A 17,215-nucleotide genomic window follows, 5' to 3' on the forward strand; every position below is an offset into this window, starting at 1 on the left:
GTCCCGGCGCGGCGCCGCCGTTCGCAGCAGCGGCTGTTGCGGAAAAAGTGTCATCAACCTGTGAAATAGACGCGGCGCTGAAAGCAAACGGCGCCTTGGGCCTTGATCCCCGTGGCGACGTCGTCACGGGGGATGCCTGAATGTTGCAACGGTCCGCTAGCGCGATCGCGATCGCCGCCTGTCTGATGCTCGCCGCCCAGGCCCACGCGGCCGACGCCCCGGCGCCGAACACCGCCGACGCCGCCGCCGACAGCAGCGAACTGGACGGCGTCATCGTCGTCGGCAGCGGCCAGACCCGCTCGGTCTCCACCCTGACCCCGGCCAGCCTCGAGGTGCTTCCCCCGGGCACGAGCGTGCAGAAGGCCCTGAACTTCCTGCCCGGCGTCAGCGCCCAGTCGATCGACGCCCTGGGCGTCAACGAGCAGTCGCTGTCGCTGCAGGTGCGCGGCTTCAACACCACCCACCTCGGCTACTCGCTGGACGGCATGCCGCTCGGCGACGGCGCCTACAACAACTACAACGGCCTCACCATCAGCCGCGCGCTGATCTCCGAGAACCTGGGCCGCGCCGACCTGGCGACAGGCATCGCCGGCCTCTCGATCCCCTCGACCAGCAACCTCGGCGGCGCGCTGATCTACGTCTCCAGCGACCCGAAGAAGCAGATGGGCCTGTCGGTCAGCCAGAGCTTCGGCAGCGAGGACACCCTGCGCACCTTCCTGCGCTTCGACACCGGCGAGCACAACGGCTGGTCGGCCTACGTCTCGGGCCAGTACAGCGAGCAGGACCTGTTCGTGAACCAGCCGGCCTACAACAAGTCGACCGGCAAGCAGTTCAACGGCAAGCTGACCTATACCGGCGAGCGCGGCCGGCTGACCGCCTTCGCCGACCTGTCGCGCACCAACCAGGCCGACGACGCCTATCTGTCAAAGGACATGCAGAGCCGCCTGGGCTGGGACTGGGGCGGCTACGCGCCCAACTGGGACGCCTATGTCGGCCGGGCGGCCTGCTCGGTGGCCTCGCTGGCGTCCAAGTGCGTGACCTCGACCGCGCCGGAAAAGCTCAGCGACGTCACCTTCACCAACGGCCAGATCCTGCGCAACGACGACCTGTTCTACATCGCGGGCGACTTCGACATCACCTCGTCGCTCACCGCCCACGGTCAGGTCTACAAGCACAAGAACAAGGGCGCCGGGAACAACTTCATCACCGGCCTGTCCAACCAGGGCACGACCTCGACCGCCGACGACCTGCCCGTCCAGATCCGCGACACTCGCTACACCATCGATCGTGACGGCGTGATCGCCAGCCTGGCCTGGACCTACGGCTTCAACCACCTCCAGGCCGGCCTCTGGCTGGAACAGAACACCAGCAGCGCCGCGCGCTACATCTGGACCAACGTCACCGGCCCCTTCAGCCTGGCCCAGTACCTGGATGGCCGTCCGGACACCGCCCAGTGGGTGCAGAAGACCGACTGGACCACCCAGCAGTTCTACGTCCAGGACACCATCACCCTGCTGGACGACGCGCTGAGCATCGACTTCGGCTTCAAGAGCACCAACGCCAAGTCGACCGCCACCGCGCTGCCGGGCATCGCCAAGGCCGCGGCCGCCGCCTCCACCCAGTTCGCCAGCGGCTCGCTGAAGGCGTCGGACAGCTTCCTGCCGGAAGCCGGCGCGCGCTGGCGCATCGCCCCCGGCCACGAGGTGTTCGCCAGCTACGCCGAGAACATGGCCATGTTCCAGGGCGGCTTCAAACTGGGTCCGCAGTCGGTGTCGCAGGCCGTCTGGGACGCCCAGGGCAAGTACCTGAAGCCCGAGACCTCCAAGAGCGTCGATCTCGGCTATCGCTATGTGGGCGAGGCGCTGCAGGTCTCGGTGTCGGCCTACGAGGTCGATTTCAACAACCGCCTGCTGCAGTACAATCCCTGCCCGACCAACCAGCAGCAGAACCCGGGCTGCGGCAACTCCTTCCACAACGCCGGCAGCGTCACCAGCAAGGGCGCCGAGATCGGCGTGCTGTGGAAGCCGCTGTCGTGGCTGAACTGGTACAACTCGGCCTCGTACAACGAGTCCACCTACGACGAGGACCTGAACTGGTGCACGACCACCTGCGTGGTCAAGAAGACGGCCGGCAAGCAGCAGGTCGATACGCCCAAGGAGATGTTCGCCAGCGTGGTCAGCCTCAAGCGCGGCGGCTTCTCGGCCACGCTGCAGGGCAAGTACACCGGCCGCCGCTACTACACCTACACCAACGACAAGAGCTTCGGCGGCTACACCACCTTCGACCTGGGCCTGTCCTATCGCTTCAACGAGGAAGGCTTCGTGAAGGGGGCCAAGGTCTCGCTGAACGTCACCAACCTGACCGACAAGCGCTATGCGTCGAACTTCGACAGCAGCGTGTTCGCGCCGGACGACGCGACGGGCACGATCCTGGTGTTCCACTCGTCGGCCCCGCGCCAGATCTTCGGCACGATCGGCTTCGAGTTCTAGACGCCTGACCGGCGAAGACCTCTCGACGGCGGGCGGCCTCCGGGCCGTCCGCCGATCTGCGTTCAAGGAGACCCCGATGCGCCGTTCTATCCTGCTGGCGCTGGCCGCCGCGACCCTGGCCGGCGGCGCACACGCCCAATCTCAGGCCCAATCCCAGACCCATGTGGCCAAGCACTGGAGCGAGGCGGCCGGCGACGAGACCGTCGTCTTCCAGGGAAAGACCTTCGTCAATCACGGCCTGGTCGCCGTCGGGCGGCTGGACGCGGCGACGCGCGACTTCAAGGGCGACACCCTGGGCTCGTTCTCCGGCATGGCCCTGCGCTCGTGGCGGCGCCTGCCGGACGGGACCTATGCGGGCGAGCTGCTGACCCTGCCGGATCGCGGCCCCAACGGCGTCGGCTCCGTGGCCGGCACGGTCGACTACGCCAACCGCCTGCACGCCCATGGCCTGACCCTGGCCGGCGGCAAGCTGACCATCACTCCGACCGGCGGCTTCCTGCTGACGGACCAGACCGGCCAGCCGTTCACCGGTAAGGACCCCGGCGCCAACGTCCTGACCCGCAAGGACATCCGCTATCCGTCGCCGGAAAGCGGGGAGGGGGCGGGCCGGATCAGCCTCGACTCCGAGGCCGTGGCCTATCTGCCGGACGGCTCGTTCTACATCTCCGACGAATACGCGGCCGGCATCTATCTGTTCGACGGCAAGGGGCGGCAGATCGGCGCCATCCAGGCCCCGCCGGCCCTGCTGCCGATGCGCGACGGGCAGGTGGACTTCACCGCCGAAAGCGCCCCCGCCACGGGCCGGCGCAACAACCAGGGCCTGGAGGCCCTGTCGGTCAGCCCCGACGGCAAGCGCCTGATCGCCATCCTGCAGAGCGCTACGGTGCAGGACACGGCGGGCGCCAACGCGGCGACCCGCAACAACACCCGCGTCCTGGTCTACGACATCGGCGAGACCCGCACGCCCAAGGCCCCGATCGGCCACTACGTGCTGCAGCTGCCGACCGTGCGCGAGGCCGGCGACGGCCAGGGCGCCGACGTCACCGCCGCCCAGTCGGAGATGCTGGCCCTGAACGACCACCAGTTCCTGGTGCTGTCGCGCGACGCCAACGGCCGGGGCAAGGGCACGACCAAGGCGCCGGTGTTCAAGAGCGTGCTGCTGGTCGACACCGACGGCGCGACCAACCTGGCGGGCGGCCCCTACGAACAGGGCGCCGCGCCGATCGCCAGGGACGGGGCGCTGGTCGCCGGCCTGACGCCGGTGAAACAGGCCGAGCTGGTCAACCTGCTCAACCCCGTCCAACTGGGGCGCTTCGGCATGAACCTGTCGACCGCGCCCTCCGACCGCTTCAGTCTGTCGGAGAAGTGGGAGGCCATGGCGCTGGCCCCGGTGCTCGATCCGGCCGCGCCGAACGACGTCTTCCTGCTGGTCGGCAACGACAACGACTTCGCCACCGCCGACGGCCACGTCAACGGCCAGGCCTTCGACGCCGGCCTGACCAACGGCAAGGGGGCGGGCGCCGGCGACAACGACAGCGTCATCCTGGTCTATCGACTGACCCTGCCGGCGGGGGTGTCGGCGCCCTAGTCCTGCATCGGGCGGCGGGCGTTCGGCGTCCTCAGGCCAACGCCCCGCGTTCTTCTGATTGCCGCCTCCCTCGCCCCTGTGGCGAGGGCCCATGCCCGCGGCCGCTCAAGTCTTTCGCTGCCCGCATGAATCTTGGCGGCTCAACGATGGGTCCTGGGCGTGAGGCCCAGGAAGGCGAGGGGAGCAGGACGCGCCGTTTTCGACTATCGCTCCGCGCTACTCCCCGAACCGCCGCCCCAGCCAATCCAGGATCGCCGCGTTCACCTCGGCCGGTTTCTCCTGCTGGGTCCAATGGCCGCTGCCCTCGATCAGCACCTTCTCCAGGTCCGGGATCTGGTCGCCCATGCGGTCGGCGAGCGACGGCGGCAGCACCACGTCGTGCTCGGCCATGATCATCAGGCAGGGGACGCCGTCGATGCGGCGGGGCAGGGGCTCGGACCGCTCCCAGTTGCGGGTGAAGTTGCGGTACCAGTTGATCGGCCCGGTGAAGCCGCCCTTCTCGAAGGCCTCCACATAGACCGCCCGTTCGGCGTCGCTGAGGAACTGCTTGTCGTCGCCGGCCGGGTCGAAGTGCTCCAGGGCCAGTTGCAGGGCCAGCGACCGCCGCTCGGCCGGGCGCGACGAGAAGCCGACCACGCCGTCGCCGGGCAGGCGCATGAAGAAGCGGATGGTCTTGTCCACGTCCTTCGCGAACAGCGCGTCGGCCGCGCCGGGCGTCTGGAAGTGGACGATGTACATGTCCTCGCCATAGGCGGCCTTGAACATCTCGATGGGATCGATCGGCAGGCGCGGCACGAAAGGGGTGTTGAGGCCGATGATCCCGGCCACGCGGTCCGGATGCAGCAGCGGCATGGCCCAGACGATGATGCCGCCCCAGTCGTGGCCGCAGAAGATCGCCTTCTCGACGCCCAGGTGGTCGAGCAGGCCGACGAGGTCGCCGGTCAGGTGGGCCATGTCGTAATCGGTGACCGCTTCGGGCTTGTCGGTCAGGCCATAGCCGCGCTGGTCGGGGGCGATCACCCAATGGCCGGCTTCGGCGAGGGCGGCGACCTGATGGCGCCAGCTGTAGGCCAGCTCGGGAAAGCCGTGGGAGAAGACGATGGGGACGCCCTTTCGCGGGCCGGCCTCGTAATAGGCCATCCGAACGCCGTTGATCTGCGCGAACCGCGGCTGCGGCCAATGGGCGGCCATGAGCGTCTCCCTTGTTATGTTATCTGCGGTCAGATTGCGGGCGGGGAAGCGGCCTCGCAAGCGCGATAAAGGGTTTCCGCAGCGGCAGACGGGAGTAGAAGGCCCGCATGACCTCGGCTCCTCCCGCTTCCCCGCCCGCCACGCCGTGGCGGCTCGTCCTGCTGCTGGGGGCGCTGACGGCCTTCGCGCCGATGTCGATCGACATGTACCTGTCCAGCCTGCCGGCGATCGGCCGCAGCCTGCACGTGGGCGCCGAGCAGACCCAGCTGACCCTGGCGGCCTTCTTCGCGGGCATGGCGCTGGGCCAGTTCGTCTACGGCCCAGCCTCCGACCGCCTGGGGCGGCGCGCGCCGATCCTGCTGGGCGTGGGCATCTACACCGTCGCCTCGCTGACCTGCGCCCTGGCCCCAAATATCGAGGTGCTGCTGGGCGCGCGCTTCGTCCAGGCCCTGGGCGGCTGCGCCGGGGCGGTGGTGGCCCGGGCGGTGGTCCGTGACCGCTTCGACCACGCCGAGACCGCGCGGGTGCTGTCGCTTATGACCCTGATCATGGGTCTCGCCCCGGTGCTGGCGCCGCAGCTGGGCGGGGCGATCGACGCCGTGGCCGGCTGGCGCTGGGTGTTCGGGGTGATGGCCGCCTTCGGCCTGGCGATCGGCGTCTGGGTGGCCCTGGGCCTCAAGGAGTCGCGCTCGGAAGAGACCGCCGCCCAGGCCCGCGCCGAGAACCCCCTGCGCGCCTTCGGCCTGCTGCTGCGCGAAAAGCGCCTGCTGGGCTACGGCCTGGCCGGGGCGCTGAACGGCTCGGTGCTGTTCACCTACATCTCGACCGCGCCCGACCTCGTCATGGGCTCCTACGGCCACTCGGCCCTGGTGTTCAACATCGTCTTCGCCCTCAACGCCGTCGGCATCATCGGGGCCAGCCAGGTCAACCGCTTCCTGCTGCGCCGGTTCAAGCCCGACCAGGTGCTGATGCGCGCCAGCGCCGCCTCGGTGGTCCTGGCCCTGGTGCTGACCTTCTTTTCGTGGACGGGGCTGGGCGGCGAGTGGACCGTGCTGCCGGTGCTGTTCCTGGCCCTGTCGACCTACGGCCTGATGTCGGGCAACACCATGGCCGGCGCGCTCAGCGTCGATCCGCGCCGGGCCGGCTCGATCTCGGCCCTGATGGGCGGGGTCTCGTTCGCGGCCGGGGCGGTGGCCTCCTGGGCCGGCGGCATGCTGCACGACGGCACCCCGCGCCCGGTGGCGGCGGTGATGTTCGCCTGCCTGGTTGGCTCGGCCCTGGCGATCTTCCTGCTGGCCGTTCCGCGCAAGGCGTAAGCCTCTCCACTTCCCGTCATTCCCGCCCTTGTGGCGGGAACCCCTATGTCCGCTCGCACGTGATGCGCAGGCGACGTGCTGAGCACGCCGCCCCATTCGCACTTGCGGCTTGGAGAGGGTTTCCCGCCACAAGGGCGGGAATGACGGGAGCAGGGAGCGAGGAAGAAAACCGACGAAAGATCGGCGGTCTTTCTCAGCCCTCGTCGCCGACCTTGCGCGCGGTCCAGGCCAGGACCAGCCAGCCGGCCAGGAAGGCCACGCCGCCGATCGGCGTGATCGCGCCCAGGATGCGCGGCCCGCCGAAGGCCATGGCGTAGAGCGTGCCCGAGAACACCAGGCTGCCCAGCAGGAAGAGACCGGCCGCGAGGCCGCCCGAGCGTCCCGCAGCCCGCGCCACGGCGAAGGCGGCGAACACCGCCAGCGCGTGGGTCATCTCGTAGAGCGCGCCGGTCTTCAGGAGTTCGACGGGCCGGGCCTCGTGCACCCCATGGGCGGCGAAGGCCCCGACGGCCACCGAGACGAAACCGCTCAGCGCGGCCAGCGGCAGGTACGTCCTGGGCGTCCAGATCCTGGCCATCGGGTTAGCGGTGCTTCTCGTGCTTGGCCACTTCGTCGGGCTTGATGTCGATCACGTTGGGCGCGGCGGCGTTGTATTGCTCGGTCTTGTGCAGGTCCATGACGACGCTGCGGTGGCCTTCCCAGATCATGTGCAGCGAGACGTAGAGCACGATGGCCAGGCCGATGAAGCCGATCCAGCGGTGCTTGTGCAGCAGCTTGGCGATGGCGTTGGCGGCCAGGCCCATCAGGGCGATCGACAGCAGCAGGCCGAACACCAGGATGCCCGGGTGCTCGCGGGCCGCGCCTGCCACGGCCAGCACGTTGTCCAGCGACATCGAGACGTCGGCGATCAGCACCTGCAGGAAGGCGCTCTTGAAGCTCTTGGCCGGCTTGGCCCGGGGCTCGGTGTTGGGATCGGAGTCGAGCACGGCGGACGCGTCGGCGGCGTCCTGGGCGGCCTGCTCGCGCAGCTCGCGCCACATCTTCCAGCACACCCACAGCAGCAGGAAGCCGCCGGCCAGCAGCAGGCCCACCACGCCCAGCAGCCAGGTGGTGATCAGGGCGAAACCGATGCGCAGCACAACGGCCGCGCCCAGGCCGTAGAGGATGACCTTCTTGCGGTCCTTGACCGGCAGGCCGCCCGCCGCCAGGCCCACGGCCACGGCGTTGTCGCCGGCCAGGACCAGGTCGATCATCAGGACTTGCAGGAAGGCCGTCAGCGGGCCGCTAGCGGAGGAGAAGAGCGCGTCGAGCATGCGGTCTCAATGGGGCAGGCCGCGCGCCCTGGCAAGCGCCCAAGCCGGCTTTGGGCGGCGATCAAGGCGCGCCCTGCACAGTATCCGAACGAAAAAGGGCCCGTCCTGCCGGACGGGCCCTCGATCTTGGCGGACCAGCCTGGTTGGCCGGCCTAGTGGACAGGTTCGGGTTCGCGGTGGGCGGGCTCGGCCGGCGCGGGGTGGTGATCGCTCGCCGGGTGATGGTCGGCGGCCTTCTCGGCGTGGACGTCCCCGGCGTGGCCGTGGTCGTCATGCGTTTCGGCGTGGGCGACCGGCTCGGCGTGGCTCACGTCGCTGACGTGCTGCACCTGCGGGCTGTCGTCGGCCGGCGCCGGGAAGGGCTCGTGCTCGGCGGCGGCCTCGGCCTTGGCCTCTTGGTGGTGGTTGAAGATCGTCGCGCCCGCCGCACCGACGACCGCGCCGCCGGCGGCGGCCACCATCGGGTTCACATAGGCCACGTCGGCGGCCTTCGGCGCGTCGAACTCGGCTTCGTTGCGGCCGTAGTCGGTCAGGGTGCGGAACTTGCGGCGGCGCTCGGCCTGGGCCTTGGCCTTCGCGGCGTTGCGCGAGATCGCGACGATGATGATCAGGGCCAGCAGCAGCAGGCCCGCGCCCAGCAGCGACTTGCCCGGAACCTTGCCGATCCCCGGCACCTCGAACTGCTGGTCCAGGAAGGCCGGCAGCTTGAAGCCCCTGGCGGCGTCCTCGACCTTTTCCGGAACCGCGGCCACCTGCTTGGTGATCGCGCCCAGCGAGAAGGGCTGGGGCGCCTTGCCGCCGTCCAGCGAGGCGCCGAACTGCGTGGTCAGCGAGCCCTTGGCGTCCGGCGTCGGCTTGACCTGCCAGGCGAAGGTGGTCGGCTCGCCCGGCTTGACGGTCGCGGTCTGGCGGCCGTTCGGGGTGATCTCGTAGCCCTGGCCTTCGAGGTCGGCATAGGCGCTGACCTTCTTGGCCGGCTTGCCCAGGCCGAACTTGGCGGCCTGTTCCTTGATCAGGTCGCCCAGGGTCGCGGGCAGCGACAGGGTGACCTGGCCTTCCTTGCCGGTCTTCAGGCTCTCGGCCGTGGCCAGCACCGCGCCGCTGGTGGCGGCGGGGGCGACGGCGGCCTGCAGCTTCTCGACCTTCGGCGGCAGCTTGACGGCGGCCGGAGCGGCGACCGGCGCGACCACCGGGGTCGGGGCCTTGGCCACGACCGCCGGCTTGGCGGGCGGGGCGGCGGGGTTCAGGACCTCGGGCTTGGCGACCTGCACGGGCGGCGGCGGGGCCTTGGCGGCCACCGGAGCCGGCTTCGGCGCAGGTTTCGCGGCGACCACGGCCGGCTTCGGCGCGGGCTTGGCGGCGACAACCGCCGGCTTGGGAGCCGGCTTGGCGACCGCGACCGGCGCGGGACGCGCGGCGGCCACGGTGGTGCGAGCGTGGTGCGGCTTTGCCGTAGCTTGGGGCTTGGCGTGCGGACGGGCCTCCACCGCGCTGGATCCGCGCGGATTGGCGATCGGCTTCATGGCCGTGACCAGCGTGCCGTCGGCGCGGCGCCAGGTCTTGATGCGCGAATCGCTGCTGCTGACGACCACCGGCTGCGGTTGGGCGACCGGACCGCCCAGCAGGCCGTCGCTCGTCGGCGCCTCGCCCGGAGCCGCCCCCAGCAGCTCGGGCTTCTGCTGCGCCGGCGCGGGCGCCGGTTCGCCGGCGGCGGTCGGCGGCGTGTCGGCCGGCTCCCGCGCGCCGCAGCCCGCCAGGGCCAGCGCCAACACCGCGGACGAGGCCAATGCGGCCGTCCGGAACTTCACCTGCAACATCGGGTCCCCCGATCCCATGCCTATGATCCCTCGCGAGCTGTCGTACTTGAAGGCTCGCGAAGCCAATCGCCCGCGAGGAAAACACGTCGTTGCGACGAAATCAAAACGGTTAATCGGATTTTACGAACCGATTTCCCCCGTGGCGCGAACTCTTGACGTTTCATAGAGCGCGATCGCCGCCGCGGCGGACACATTCAGGCTCTCGAAGCCGCCTGGCATGGGGATTTTTCCCATCGCGTCGCAATGTTCGGCAACCAGTCGCCGCACGCCTTCGCCTTCCGAACCGAGCACCAGCACGGTCGGACCGCCATCGAGCACCGCTTCCAGGCTTTCTTCCGCCTCGCCGGCCAGGGCCACGGCCCGCCAGCCCAGGTCGGCCAGTTCCTCCAGCGCCCGGGAAAGATTGACCACGCGCGCGTAGGGGACCTTGTCCACCGCCCCGACGGCGGTCTTGGCCAGCACGCCCGACAGCACGGGGGCGTGGCGGTCCTGCAGCACCGCGCCCTTCACCCCGAAGGCGGCGGCCGAGCGGAAGATGGCGCCGACGTTCTGCGGGTCGGTGATCTGGTCGAGCATGACGATCACGCCCTTGGCCGGCGTGCCCAGTTCGGCCAGCGACAGCGGCTCGGGCTCGTCCACCTTCATGGCGATTCCCTGGTGCACGGCGCCCTGGGGCAGCTGGCGGGCGATATCAACGGCCTCCATCACCTGCAGCGCGGGGTGGCGCTGAAGATTCGGCGCGAGTCGCTTGGCGCGGTCCGGGGTGACCAGAAGGCGCTTCGGCGCGGGTCTGGCGGGGTTGGAAAGCGCCGCCTCGACCGCGTGATTCCCCCAGATCCAGTCCTTCTCGTCGCTGTGAGGCTTGGAAAAGTGCTTGTTTTTCTGAGGCTTGCCGCGATTTTCACGTTCTGGCGCTTTTGGCCTTCCACGGTCGTTGCGTTCAGAATGAGAGGACACTATAAGACGCGCTCCGATTTGGGGGCCACGAGGTTCCGCGAGCCGGTCCGGCGCTGCTTAGCACCGTCCGAACCTGCTCAAAGAGCTTTTGTTCCTCGATCCACAGCAGCCGTTTGACACGGCCGCCAAGATCGAAGATACGGCCGCCTCTTCCGGAGTTCACATCGCGCCGTGGGGGAATGTCCCGAGCGGCAAAGGGGGCGGACTGTAAATCCGCTGCGAAAGCTTCGAAGGTTCGAGTCCTTCTTCCCCCACCACGCGCGATGAACCGAACGACCGGAAGGTGGGCGACGCCCCCGAGCCAAGAGACGGGAGCCGATCGCGACCCCGCTGCCAGCTAGGCCCATTCTTGGTCCTACAGGGCGGGTATAGCACAATGGTAGTGCAGCAGCCTTCCAAGCTGAGGATGCGGGTTCGATTCCCGCTACCCGCTCCAGCTCCCCCGAAGTGATACCCGTAACAATCAGCCGCCGGCGCGAAGGTAGAGACGATGGCCAAGGAAAAGTTCGAACGTAATAAGCCGCACTGCAACATCGGCACCATCGGTCACGTTGACCATGGCAAGACGACGCTGACGGCCGCGATCACGATCACGCTGGCGAAGTCGGGCGGCGCGACCGCCAAGAACTACGCCGACATCGACGCTGCGCCGGAAGAAAAGGCCCGCGGCATCACGATCAACACGGCTCACGTCGAGTATGAGACGGCCAACCGTCACTACGCTCACGTCGACTGCCCCGGCCACGCCGACTACGTGAAGAACATGATCACGGGCGCGGCGCAGATGGACGGCGCGATCCTGGTGGTTTCGGCCGCCGACGGTCCGATGCCGCAGACCCGCGAGCACATCCTGCTGGCCCGTCAGGTCGGCGTGCCGGCTCTGGTCGTGTTCATGAACAAGGTCGACATGGTCGACGACGAAGAGCTGCTGGAGCTCGTCGAAATGGAAGTGCGCGAGCTGCTGAGCTCGTACCAGTTCCCGGGCGACGACATCCCGATCACCAAGGGTTCGGCCCTGGCCGCCGTGGAAAACCGCGACGCCAAGATCGGCGAAGAGGCGATCCTGGCCCTGATGGCTTCGGTCGACGAATACATCCCGCAGCCGGAACGCCCGATCGACCAGGCTTTCCTGATGCCGGTCGAAGACGTGTTCTCGATCTCGGGCCGCGGCACCGTGGTCACGGGTCGCGTCGAGCGCGGCATCGTGAAGGTCGGTGAAGAAGTCGAGATCGTCGGCATCCGTCCGGTCCAGAAGACGACCTGCACGGGCGTCGAAATGTTCCGCAAGCTGCTCGACCAAGGTCAGGCCGGCGACAACGTGGGCGTGCTGCTGCGCGGCACCAAGCGCGAAGACGTCGAGCGCGGCCAGGTGCTGTGCAAGCCGGGTTCGATCACCCCGCACACCAAGTTCGTGGCCGAGGCCTACATCCTGACCAAGGAAGAAGGCGGCCGTCACACCCCGTTCTTCACCAACTACCGCCCGCAGTTCTACTTCCGCACGACGGACGTGACCGGGATCATCAAGCTGCGCGAAGGCGTGGAAATGATCATGCCGGGCGACAACGCCGAGCTGGACGTCGAGCTGATCACCCCGATCGCCATGGAAGAGAAGCTCCGCTTCGCCATCCGTGAAGGCGGCCGCACCGTCGGCGCCGGCGTCGTCGCCAAGATCGTCGAGTAATCGATCGATCCAGCGACAGCTGATCTGAGATCAGGCCCCGGAGGGAAACCTCCGGGGCCTTTTCTTTTGTGCTCCCCGGTAAAACGGGGGGAGGGGGCGAGACCAGGCGATCCTCCCCCTCTGGGGGAGGTGGCCCGAAGGGCCGGAGGGGGGCCGTTTTCAGCTTCCGCTGAACTGGCCTTCCATTCCCCCGCCCCCGCCACAAAACTCCGCCTCCCTCGCCCCCGTGGCGAGGGCCCATGCCGGCGACCGCTCAAACCTCGACCGTCCTGGCAAGGTCTGAGCAACTGAACGATGGATCCTGGGCACAAGGCCCAGGAAGGCGGTGTTGGGTCGAGCGAGGGAAGTTACGAGAGGGGAGCCTACCTCTCCTCCCGTAAAATCCCCGCGAAAGCGGGGACCCAGGCTTTTCCGTCTTCCCTCTCCCCTTGCGGGAGAGGGTGGCCTCGCGGAGCGAGGTCGGGTGAGGGGTCTCTCAGAACTCAAAGCCGCGTACAGCGGTGAGGCCGGGCGGGGCGTCTCCCATCTGAGAGGCCCCTCATCCGACGGCCTTCGGCCGCCACCTTCTCCCGCAAGGGGAGAAGGATCTTAGGCCGCCGCCGCTTCCAGGTCTGTCGCCGGGGCGCTGCGCCAGCCGCGTTCGAGGCTCCAGGCCGTGATGCCCAGCCACAGCAGGCCCAGCAGGGCGTGGCCGCGCTGCCAGAAGCCGACGTCGTTGCCGGTGCGGATGTTCCAGGCCCCGGTCAGCAGGGCCAGGACCAGCAGCAGGCCCAGGAACCAGCCGAGTGAGAAGTGCGCCAGGCGGCGATAGCCCGGCTGGCCCCACAGGGCCCAGGCGGTGAACAGGGGAGCGATCTGGATGGCCAGGCCCACGCCGCAGGCCCTGTGCATCGGGTCTGGCCAGTGGAAGGCGCCGGCGAAGAAGGCTCCGAGGCCGGTCAGCGCCACCCCCAGGCCGGCGAAGGCCGAGACCTGGCGGCGGCCGCCGGCCTTCTCCAGGGCGTGGGCGAAGCCCGCTCCGGCGAACAGGCCCGCGATTCCGGCCAGCATCATGCCGAGATTGAAGATCTGCGGCGCCGGCGCGGCGGGGCCGCCCAGCTCGCTGATGAACTGGGCGCCGGGGTTGAAGCCCGGGAACAGCCGCTGGGCCAGCCACACGTCGACGACCATCGCCACGGGCGCGATCACGCCGAGCTTCAGGAGCGCGCCCGTGCTGGCCACCAGATTCCCTCTCGATAAGTACGAGCCGGGAAAATCGGCCTCCCGGCCTCTTTGGTCAATCACCCTCCGGTCGCTTGACCCGCGATCAATGGGCCGCCGACGGATGACCCTTCGGCGCGAACATCGATCCGAAGAAGTCGCCGGCCTTCCAGGTCGGGCGCTGCGGCGCGTCGGCCAGGTCGTGGGCGATCTCGTAATTGACCCGGGCGAACCTGGCGGCCGCCTGGTAGTCGATCGGCTGCGAAAGGTCGTCGCTGGGCTTGTGGTAGTGCGTGGCCAGGAAGTCCCTGAAGGCCTTCTCGCCGCCGTTCTTGAAGCCGGTCATCAGGAACACCGACGGCACGCCCTGCTCGACGAAGCGGTAGTGGTCGCTGCGGGTGAAGAGGCCTTCCTCCGGCATCGGGTCGGGCGACAGGGCGACGTCCACGCGGGCGGCGGCCTTGGCCACGATCGGGCCGATGGTCGAGCGGTCGGCCCCGAAGGCCACCACGTCGACGAACGGATAGAGCAGCACCGGCATGTCCAGATTGACGTCGGCGGCCAGGCTGGCCTTGGGCACGGTCGGATTGTGCGCGAAATATTCCGAGCCGATCAGGCCCTTCTCCTCGGCGGTGACCGCCAGCAGCAGGATCGAGCGCCTGGGGCGGGCCTTGCCGCTGGTGAAGCCGCGACCGACCTCCAGCAGGGTGGCGATCCCGCTCGCGTTGTCGAGGGCGCCGTTATAGATCGCGTCCTCGCCCGGCTTGGGGTTCTCGCGGATCCCCTCGTGGTCGAGGTGGGCGCTGAGCACCACGACCTCGGACTTCAGCGTCGGATCCGAGCCCTCGATCAGGGCGGCGACATTGCTGCTGCGGCGTTGCTCGATCTGGCTCTTCAGCGCGACCTGGGCCGTAGTCGGCAGCACGAAGCCCGCGACCTTGCCCTCGCTGGTCTCGGCGGCGGCGTAGGCCGCCTCCAGGCGGTCGGCGGCAGAACCGAACAGCTTGTGGCCGCCCTTGACGCTGATCGAGCCCAGGCTCGGGGCCGAGGCGCCGCGGATGAAGGGCGAGCCGTCCGGGGCCCGCCAGGTCATCCGCCAGTCGCGGTTGCCGCCGATGCCGCGCGCGAACGGCCGGCGCTTCTCGCCCGAGGGAACGCTCAGGGTCAGCACGCCGACGGCGCCGCGCCGGGCGGCCTCGGCCCGCTTGATGTTGAGCGAGCCGTAGTGGGCGCGTTCCTCGGTCTGGAAGCCCTTGGGCGCGCCCGACAGCACCACCACGATCTTGCCGGCGAGGTCGAGCCCGGCGAAGTCGTCGCGGCCGCGTTCCGGGGCGCTGATCCCGAAACCGACGAACACCAGCGGGGCGTTCAGCGTCAATTCCGTCTTGTCGGCCTGCGGGGCGGGCAGGAAGTCCTCGCCGAAGGTCAGGGCGGTCGGTGTCGCGCCGGCTTCGGCGATCTTCAGCTCGCCGTCGGCGGCGACGCGATAGGCGACCAGCGGCACGGTTTGCAGATAGGTCCCCGCATCGCCGGCGGGCTTGAGGCCCAGCAGGGCGAACTGGGCGGCGACGTAGTTGGCGGCCAGGTCGTAGCCGCGCGTGCCGGCCTCGCGGCCTTCCATCAGGTCGTCGGCCAGGAAGGTCATGTGGGCGCGCATCGCCTCGGGCGAGGGGACGAAGGTCCCCTTGGAGCCGGGCAGCGGGAAGGCTTGGGCGGGCAGGGCGGTGAGAAGCAGGACGGCGCTCAGGCAGGTTGCGCCAAGACAGGCGGCGCGACGCGAAACGGGCATGCAGCAGGCTCCAGGGCGGACCCCACGGGCCGCGAAGCCGGCGACCTTGCAGAGACGGCGGCGACTTGTCGAGCCGGGCCTGGCCTGAGGTGTCGCGATATCCGCGCAACACGTGTCGCGCGCAGTAACCTTAACGGCAAAGATTTTCTACATAACTTGGTAAGGTCGATCGAAATTCACCCTAAATATGAAGAAGAGCTTAACCGAACCCCGCCAGTTTCGCGAAAGAGACAGGGGAAACGGTTCATGCAGGCCTTCTCGATATCCGCCGCCGGAATGAGCGCCGCGACCAGTCGTCTGGCCGCCAGCGCCCAGCGCGTCGCGGCGGACCCGGGGGCTGGGGGCAGGACGGATCTGGCGACCGAACGGGTCGCGCAGATCTCGGCCAGGACCGATTTTTCCGCCAACGCCGCGGTGCTTCGCACCGCCGACGAGATGACCGGGGCTCTGCTGGACCTTCTGGCCTAGCCGCACTCCGGTCATTGTCCGCGCCCGCCTCGCGTCCCCCCCTGCGAAGGGCGCGGATACGCCGCCTCCCGGGTTTTCCCCTAGTCTATCCGGGAGGCGGCGACCCAATCCGCCCGTTACCGATCAGCGCCAGCGGCTCTTGATCGCCTTGGCCTCGCCGGCCGCGTCGAGCGGCGCGCCGGCGATCATGCCGTCGACAACGGCCAGGACCGCGGCCGGCGTCTCCGAGCCGGCCTGGCGATACTGGCCGCCCGCCGCGGCGGCGGCCGGCGACACCGCCAGCACCCGCCAGGCGCTGTCGGTCCGGCAGGCGACGCCGGCCTGCGTCTGCCCCTGGAAGGTCCGGCAGTAGCGGCCCTCCTGATTCTTGAAGGTCACGCCGACTCGCACCGGACCGTTCGCCGCGCCGGCCGCCGTGCCGTCCTCCAACGCGCGGGCCAGCGGCCCGACGGCGGTCGGGGCCTCGGCGACGCGGCCGTCGGCGGTGGGCGGCGAGGGCAGGGCCAGGCGTCCGACGGCCAGGCCCGCCACCAGGCAGGCGGCCATGGCGGCCCAGGCCGGCGGCTTGCGCACGGTCAGGCCCGGACGGGCCGACGGCGTCGCCGTCTTCTGGACCCGGATCTTCTCCTTGGCCTTTTCCTTCGGCTTGGGCTGCGGGAAGGCGATCACCTCGGCCGGCTTGCCGCCGGCGCTGGTCGCGGCCGACTTCAGGGTCGGCGGGACCGGTTCGCGCAGCACGCCGGCATGGGCGCCCGACAGCAGTCGCCGCAGGTCCTTCTGGGCCTGGATCCGCGCGGCCAGGGCCGGATCCTTGGCCATGGCGGCGGTGATCCTGGCCATGGCCTCGGGCGGCAGCTCGCCGTCCACATAGGCGAAGACCTCTTCGTCGCTCACGGTCATGGCCTGGCTCCTTGGTCGATCAGCACGGCCTGCAGGGCCATGCGGCCGCGGGCGAGGCGGCTGGTGAGGGTACCCATGGGGATTTCGAGGCTGTCGGCGGCTTCCTGGTACGAAAGGCCCTCGATCAGCACCAGGGCCACCGCCGTGCGCTGGTCCTCGGGCAGGGCGTCCAGCGCCGCCTCGACGGCGCTCATCGCCAGGTGGCTGTCCAGCGAGCGGGCGGCCGGGTCGGCGGCGTTGGCGCCGGCTTCGGGCGGGGCCAGGATCCGGCCGCGCCGGGCCCGGCTCCTGCTTTCGTCGATCCAGGCGTTGCGCATGATCCGAAACATCCAGCTGTCTTGTCGCGTGCCTTCCCGCCACTGATCGCGGCGGGCCAGGGCGCGCTCTAGCGTCAACTGCGTCAGGTCGTCGGCGTCGGCGGGATCCCGGGCCAGCACCCGCGCCATGCGGCGCAGCCGCGGCAGCAGGTCCAGCATGTCCTTTTGAAAAGAATCCAAGGTCCGCCT

At 69.4% G+C, this 17,215-nt stretch carries 14 protein-coding genes and 2 tRNA genes; 7 read left to right on the top strand and 9 right to left on the bottom strand.

The genetic code is table 11. From position 1 onward, the window contains the following. Nucleotides 1-140 precede the first annotated feature (140 nt). Together AC07N1_RS18275 and AC07N1_RS18280 are read left to right on the top strand one after the other, a co-directional pair. Nucleotides 141-2,489: a TonB-dependent receptor gene (locus AC07N1_RS18275; RefSeq protein ID WP_494673074.1), complete on the top strand. Its 2,349-nt coding sequence runs from the start codon at nt 141-143 to the stop codon at nt 2,487-2,489. A 76-nt stretch (nt 2,490-2,565) separates the two neighbouring features. Continuing rightward, nucleotides 2,566-4,077: an esterase-like activity of phytase family protein gene (locus AC07N1_RS18280; RefSeq protein ID WP_494673075.1), complete on the top strand. Its 1,512-nt coding sequence runs from the start codon at nt 2,566-2,568 to the stop codon at nt 4,075-4,077. A 216-nt stretch (nt 4,078-4,293) separates the two neighbouring features. On the opposite strand, the gene AC07N1_RS18285 is transcribed toward AC07N1_RS18280, so the two are convergent. Beyond that, on the bottom strand, nt 4,294-5,268 hold the full coding sequence (locus AC07N1_RS18285) for an alpha/beta fold hydrolase (protein ID WP_494673076.1): 975 nt from the start codon (nt 5,266-5,268) through the stop codon (nt 4,294-4,296). A 107-nt stretch (nt 5,269-5,375) separates the two neighbouring features. Here AC07N1_RS18285 and AC07N1_RS18290 point away from each other — a divergent pair, with 107 nt between their 5' ends. After that, nucleotides 5,376-6,584 (top strand): multidrug effflux MFS transporter, encoded by a 1,209-nt coding sequence (locus AC07N1_RS18290; RefSeq protein ID WP_494673077.1) that lies wholly within the window; start codon nt 5,376-5,378, stop codon nt 6,582-6,584. 193 nt (nt 6,585-6,777) lie between these two features. On the opposite strand, the gene AC07N1_RS18295 is transcribed toward AC07N1_RS18290, so the two are convergent. The 4 genes from AC07N1_RS18295 to rlmB form a co-directional block, all read right to left on the bottom strand. Further along, entirely contained in the window at nt 6,778-7,161 is a 384-nt protein-coding gene (locus tag AC07N1_RS18295; protein WP_494673078.1) for a DUF423 domain-containing protein, read from the bottom strand. Between the two features lie 4 nt (nt 7,162-7,165). Then, complete coding sequence (locus tag AC07N1_RS18300; protein ID WP_494673079.1) at nt 7,166-7,897, bottom strand: TerC family protein; 732 nt, start codon at nt 7,895-7,897, stop codon at nt 7,166-7,168. A 152-nt stretch (nt 7,898-8,049) separates the two neighbouring features. Beyond that, on the bottom strand, nt 8,050-9,732 hold the full coding sequence (gene stpX, locus AC07N1_RS18305) for a stalk-specific protein StpX (RefSeq protein WP_494673080.1): 1,683 nt from the start codon (nt 9,730-9,732) through the stop codon (nt 8,050-8,052). 102 nt (nt 9,733-9,834) lie between these two features. Further along, nucleotides 9,835-10,671, bottom strand: a complete 837-nt coding sequence (gene rlmB, locus AC07N1_RS18310; RefSeq protein WP_487291041.1) for a 23S rRNA (guanosine(2251)-2'-O)-methyltransferase RlmB — start codon at nt 10,669-10,671, stop codon at nt 9,835-9,837. A 173-nt stretch (nt 10,672-10,844) separates the two neighbouring features. On the opposite strand from rlmB, the gene AC07N1_RS18315 reads away from it, so the two are divergent. From AC07N1_RS18315 to tuf, 3 genes are all read left to right on the top strand, one after another. Then, nucleotides 10,845-10,928, top strand: a tRNA-Tyr gene (locus AC07N1_RS18315). A 105-nt stretch (nt 10,929-11,033) separates the two neighbouring features. Beyond that, a tRNA-Gly gene (locus AC07N1_RS18320) sits at nt 11,034-11,107 on the top strand. A 54-nt stretch (nt 11,108-11,161) separates the two neighbouring features. Further along, entirely contained in the window at nt 11,162-12,352 is a 1,191-nt protein-coding gene (tuf, locus tag AC07N1_RS18325; protein ID WP_494673081.1) for an elongation factor Tu, read from the top strand. 588 nt (nt 12,353-12,940) lie between these two features. On the opposite strand, the gene AC07N1_RS18330 is transcribed toward tuf, so the two are convergent. Together AC07N1_RS18330 and AC07N1_RS18335 are read right to left on the bottom strand one after the other, a co-directional pair. Continuing rightward, entirely contained in the window at nt 12,941-13,636 is a 696-nt protein-coding gene (locus tag AC07N1_RS18330; protein WP_494673082.1) for a DUF998 domain-containing protein, read from the bottom strand. A 22-nt stretch (nt 13,637-13,658) separates the two neighbouring features. After that, entirely contained in the window at nt 13,659-15,341 is a 1,683-nt protein-coding gene (locus AC07N1_RS18335) for a M28 family peptidase (protein WP_494673083.1), read from the bottom strand. Nucleotides 15,342-15,587: 246 nt separating this feature from the next. Between AC07N1_RS18335 and AC07N1_RS18340 the strand changes: the two genes are divergently transcribed. Next, on the top strand, nt 15,588-15,809 hold the full coding sequence (locus tag AC07N1_RS18340) for a flagellar hook protein FlgE (RefSeq protein ID WP_494673084.1): 222 nt from the start codon (nt 15,588-15,590) through the stop codon (nt 15,807-15,809). 123 nt (nt 15,810-15,932) lie between these two features. On the opposite strand, the gene AC07N1_RS18345 is transcribed toward AC07N1_RS18340, so the two are convergent. Together AC07N1_RS18345 and AC07N1_RS18350 are read right to left on the bottom strand one after the other, a co-directional pair. Next, nucleotides 15,933-16,709, bottom strand: coding sequence for an anti-sigma factor family protein (locus tag AC07N1_RS18345; RefSeq protein WP_494673085.1), 777 nt, complete (start codon nt 16,707-16,709; stop codon nt 15,933-15,935). After that, nucleotides 16,706-17,206 (bottom strand): sigma-70 family RNA polymerase sigma factor, encoded by a 501-nt coding sequence (locus AC07N1_RS18350; protein WP_494673086.1) that lies wholly within the window; start codon nt 17,204-17,206, stop codon nt 16,706-16,708. The genes AC07N1_RS18345 and AC07N1_RS18350 overlap by 4 nt, the downstream gene beginning before the upstream one ends. Nucleotides 17,207-17,215: the final 9 nt, after the last annotated feature.

The organism is Caulobacter sp. GW821-FHT09B11, assembly GCF_059418205.1.

What these genes read in the sequence shown, in the direction of transcription:
- AC07N1_RS18285 (WP_494673076.1), bottom strand. Translation starts at nt 5,268, where the DNA reads ATGGCCGCCCATTGGCCGCAGCCGCGGTTCGCGCAGATCAACGGCGTT.
- tuf (WP_494673081.1), top strand. Translation starts at nt 11,162, where the DNA reads ATGGCCAAGGAAAAGTTCGAACGTAATAAGCCGCACTGCAACATCGGC.
- stpX (WP_494673080.1), bottom strand. Translation starts at nt 9,732, where the DNA reads ATGGGATCGGGGGACCCGATGTTGCAGGTGAAGTTCCGGACGGCCGCA.
- AC07N1_RS18340 (WP_494673084.1), top strand. Translation starts at nt 15,588, where the DNA reads ATGCAGGCCTTCTCGATATCCGCCGCCGGAATGAGCGCCGCGACCAGT.
- AC07N1_RS18335 (WP_494673083.1), bottom strand. Translation starts at nt 15,341, where the DNA reads ATGCCCGTTTCGCGTCGCGCCGCCTGTCTTGGCGCAACCTGCCTGAGC.
- AC07N1_RS18290 (WP_494673077.1), top strand. Translation starts at nt 5,376, where the DNA reads ATGACCTCGGCTCCTCCCGCTTCCCCGCCCGCCACGCCGTGGCGGCTC.
- AC07N1_RS18275 (WP_494673074.1), top strand. Translation starts at nt 141, where the DNA reads ATGTTGCAACGGTCCGCTAGCGCGATCGCGATCGCCGCCTGTCTGATG.
- AC07N1_RS18280 (WP_494673075.1), top strand. Translation starts at nt 2,566, where the DNA reads ATGCGCCGTTCTATCCTGCTGGCGCTGGCCGCCGCGACCCTGGCCGGC.
- AC07N1_RS18345 (WP_494673085.1), bottom strand. Translation starts at nt 16,709, where the DNA reads ATGACCGTGAGCGACGAAGAGGTCTTCGCCTATGTGGACGGCGAGCTG.
- AC07N1_RS18300 (WP_494673079.1), bottom strand. Translation starts at nt 7,897, where the DNA reads ATGCTCGACGCGCTCTTCTCCTCCGCTAGCGGCCCGCTGACGGCCTTC.
- AC07N1_RS18295 (WP_494673078.1), bottom strand. Translation starts at nt 7,161, where the DNA reads ATGGCCAGGATCTGGACGCCCAGGACGTACCTGCCGCTGGCCGCGCTG.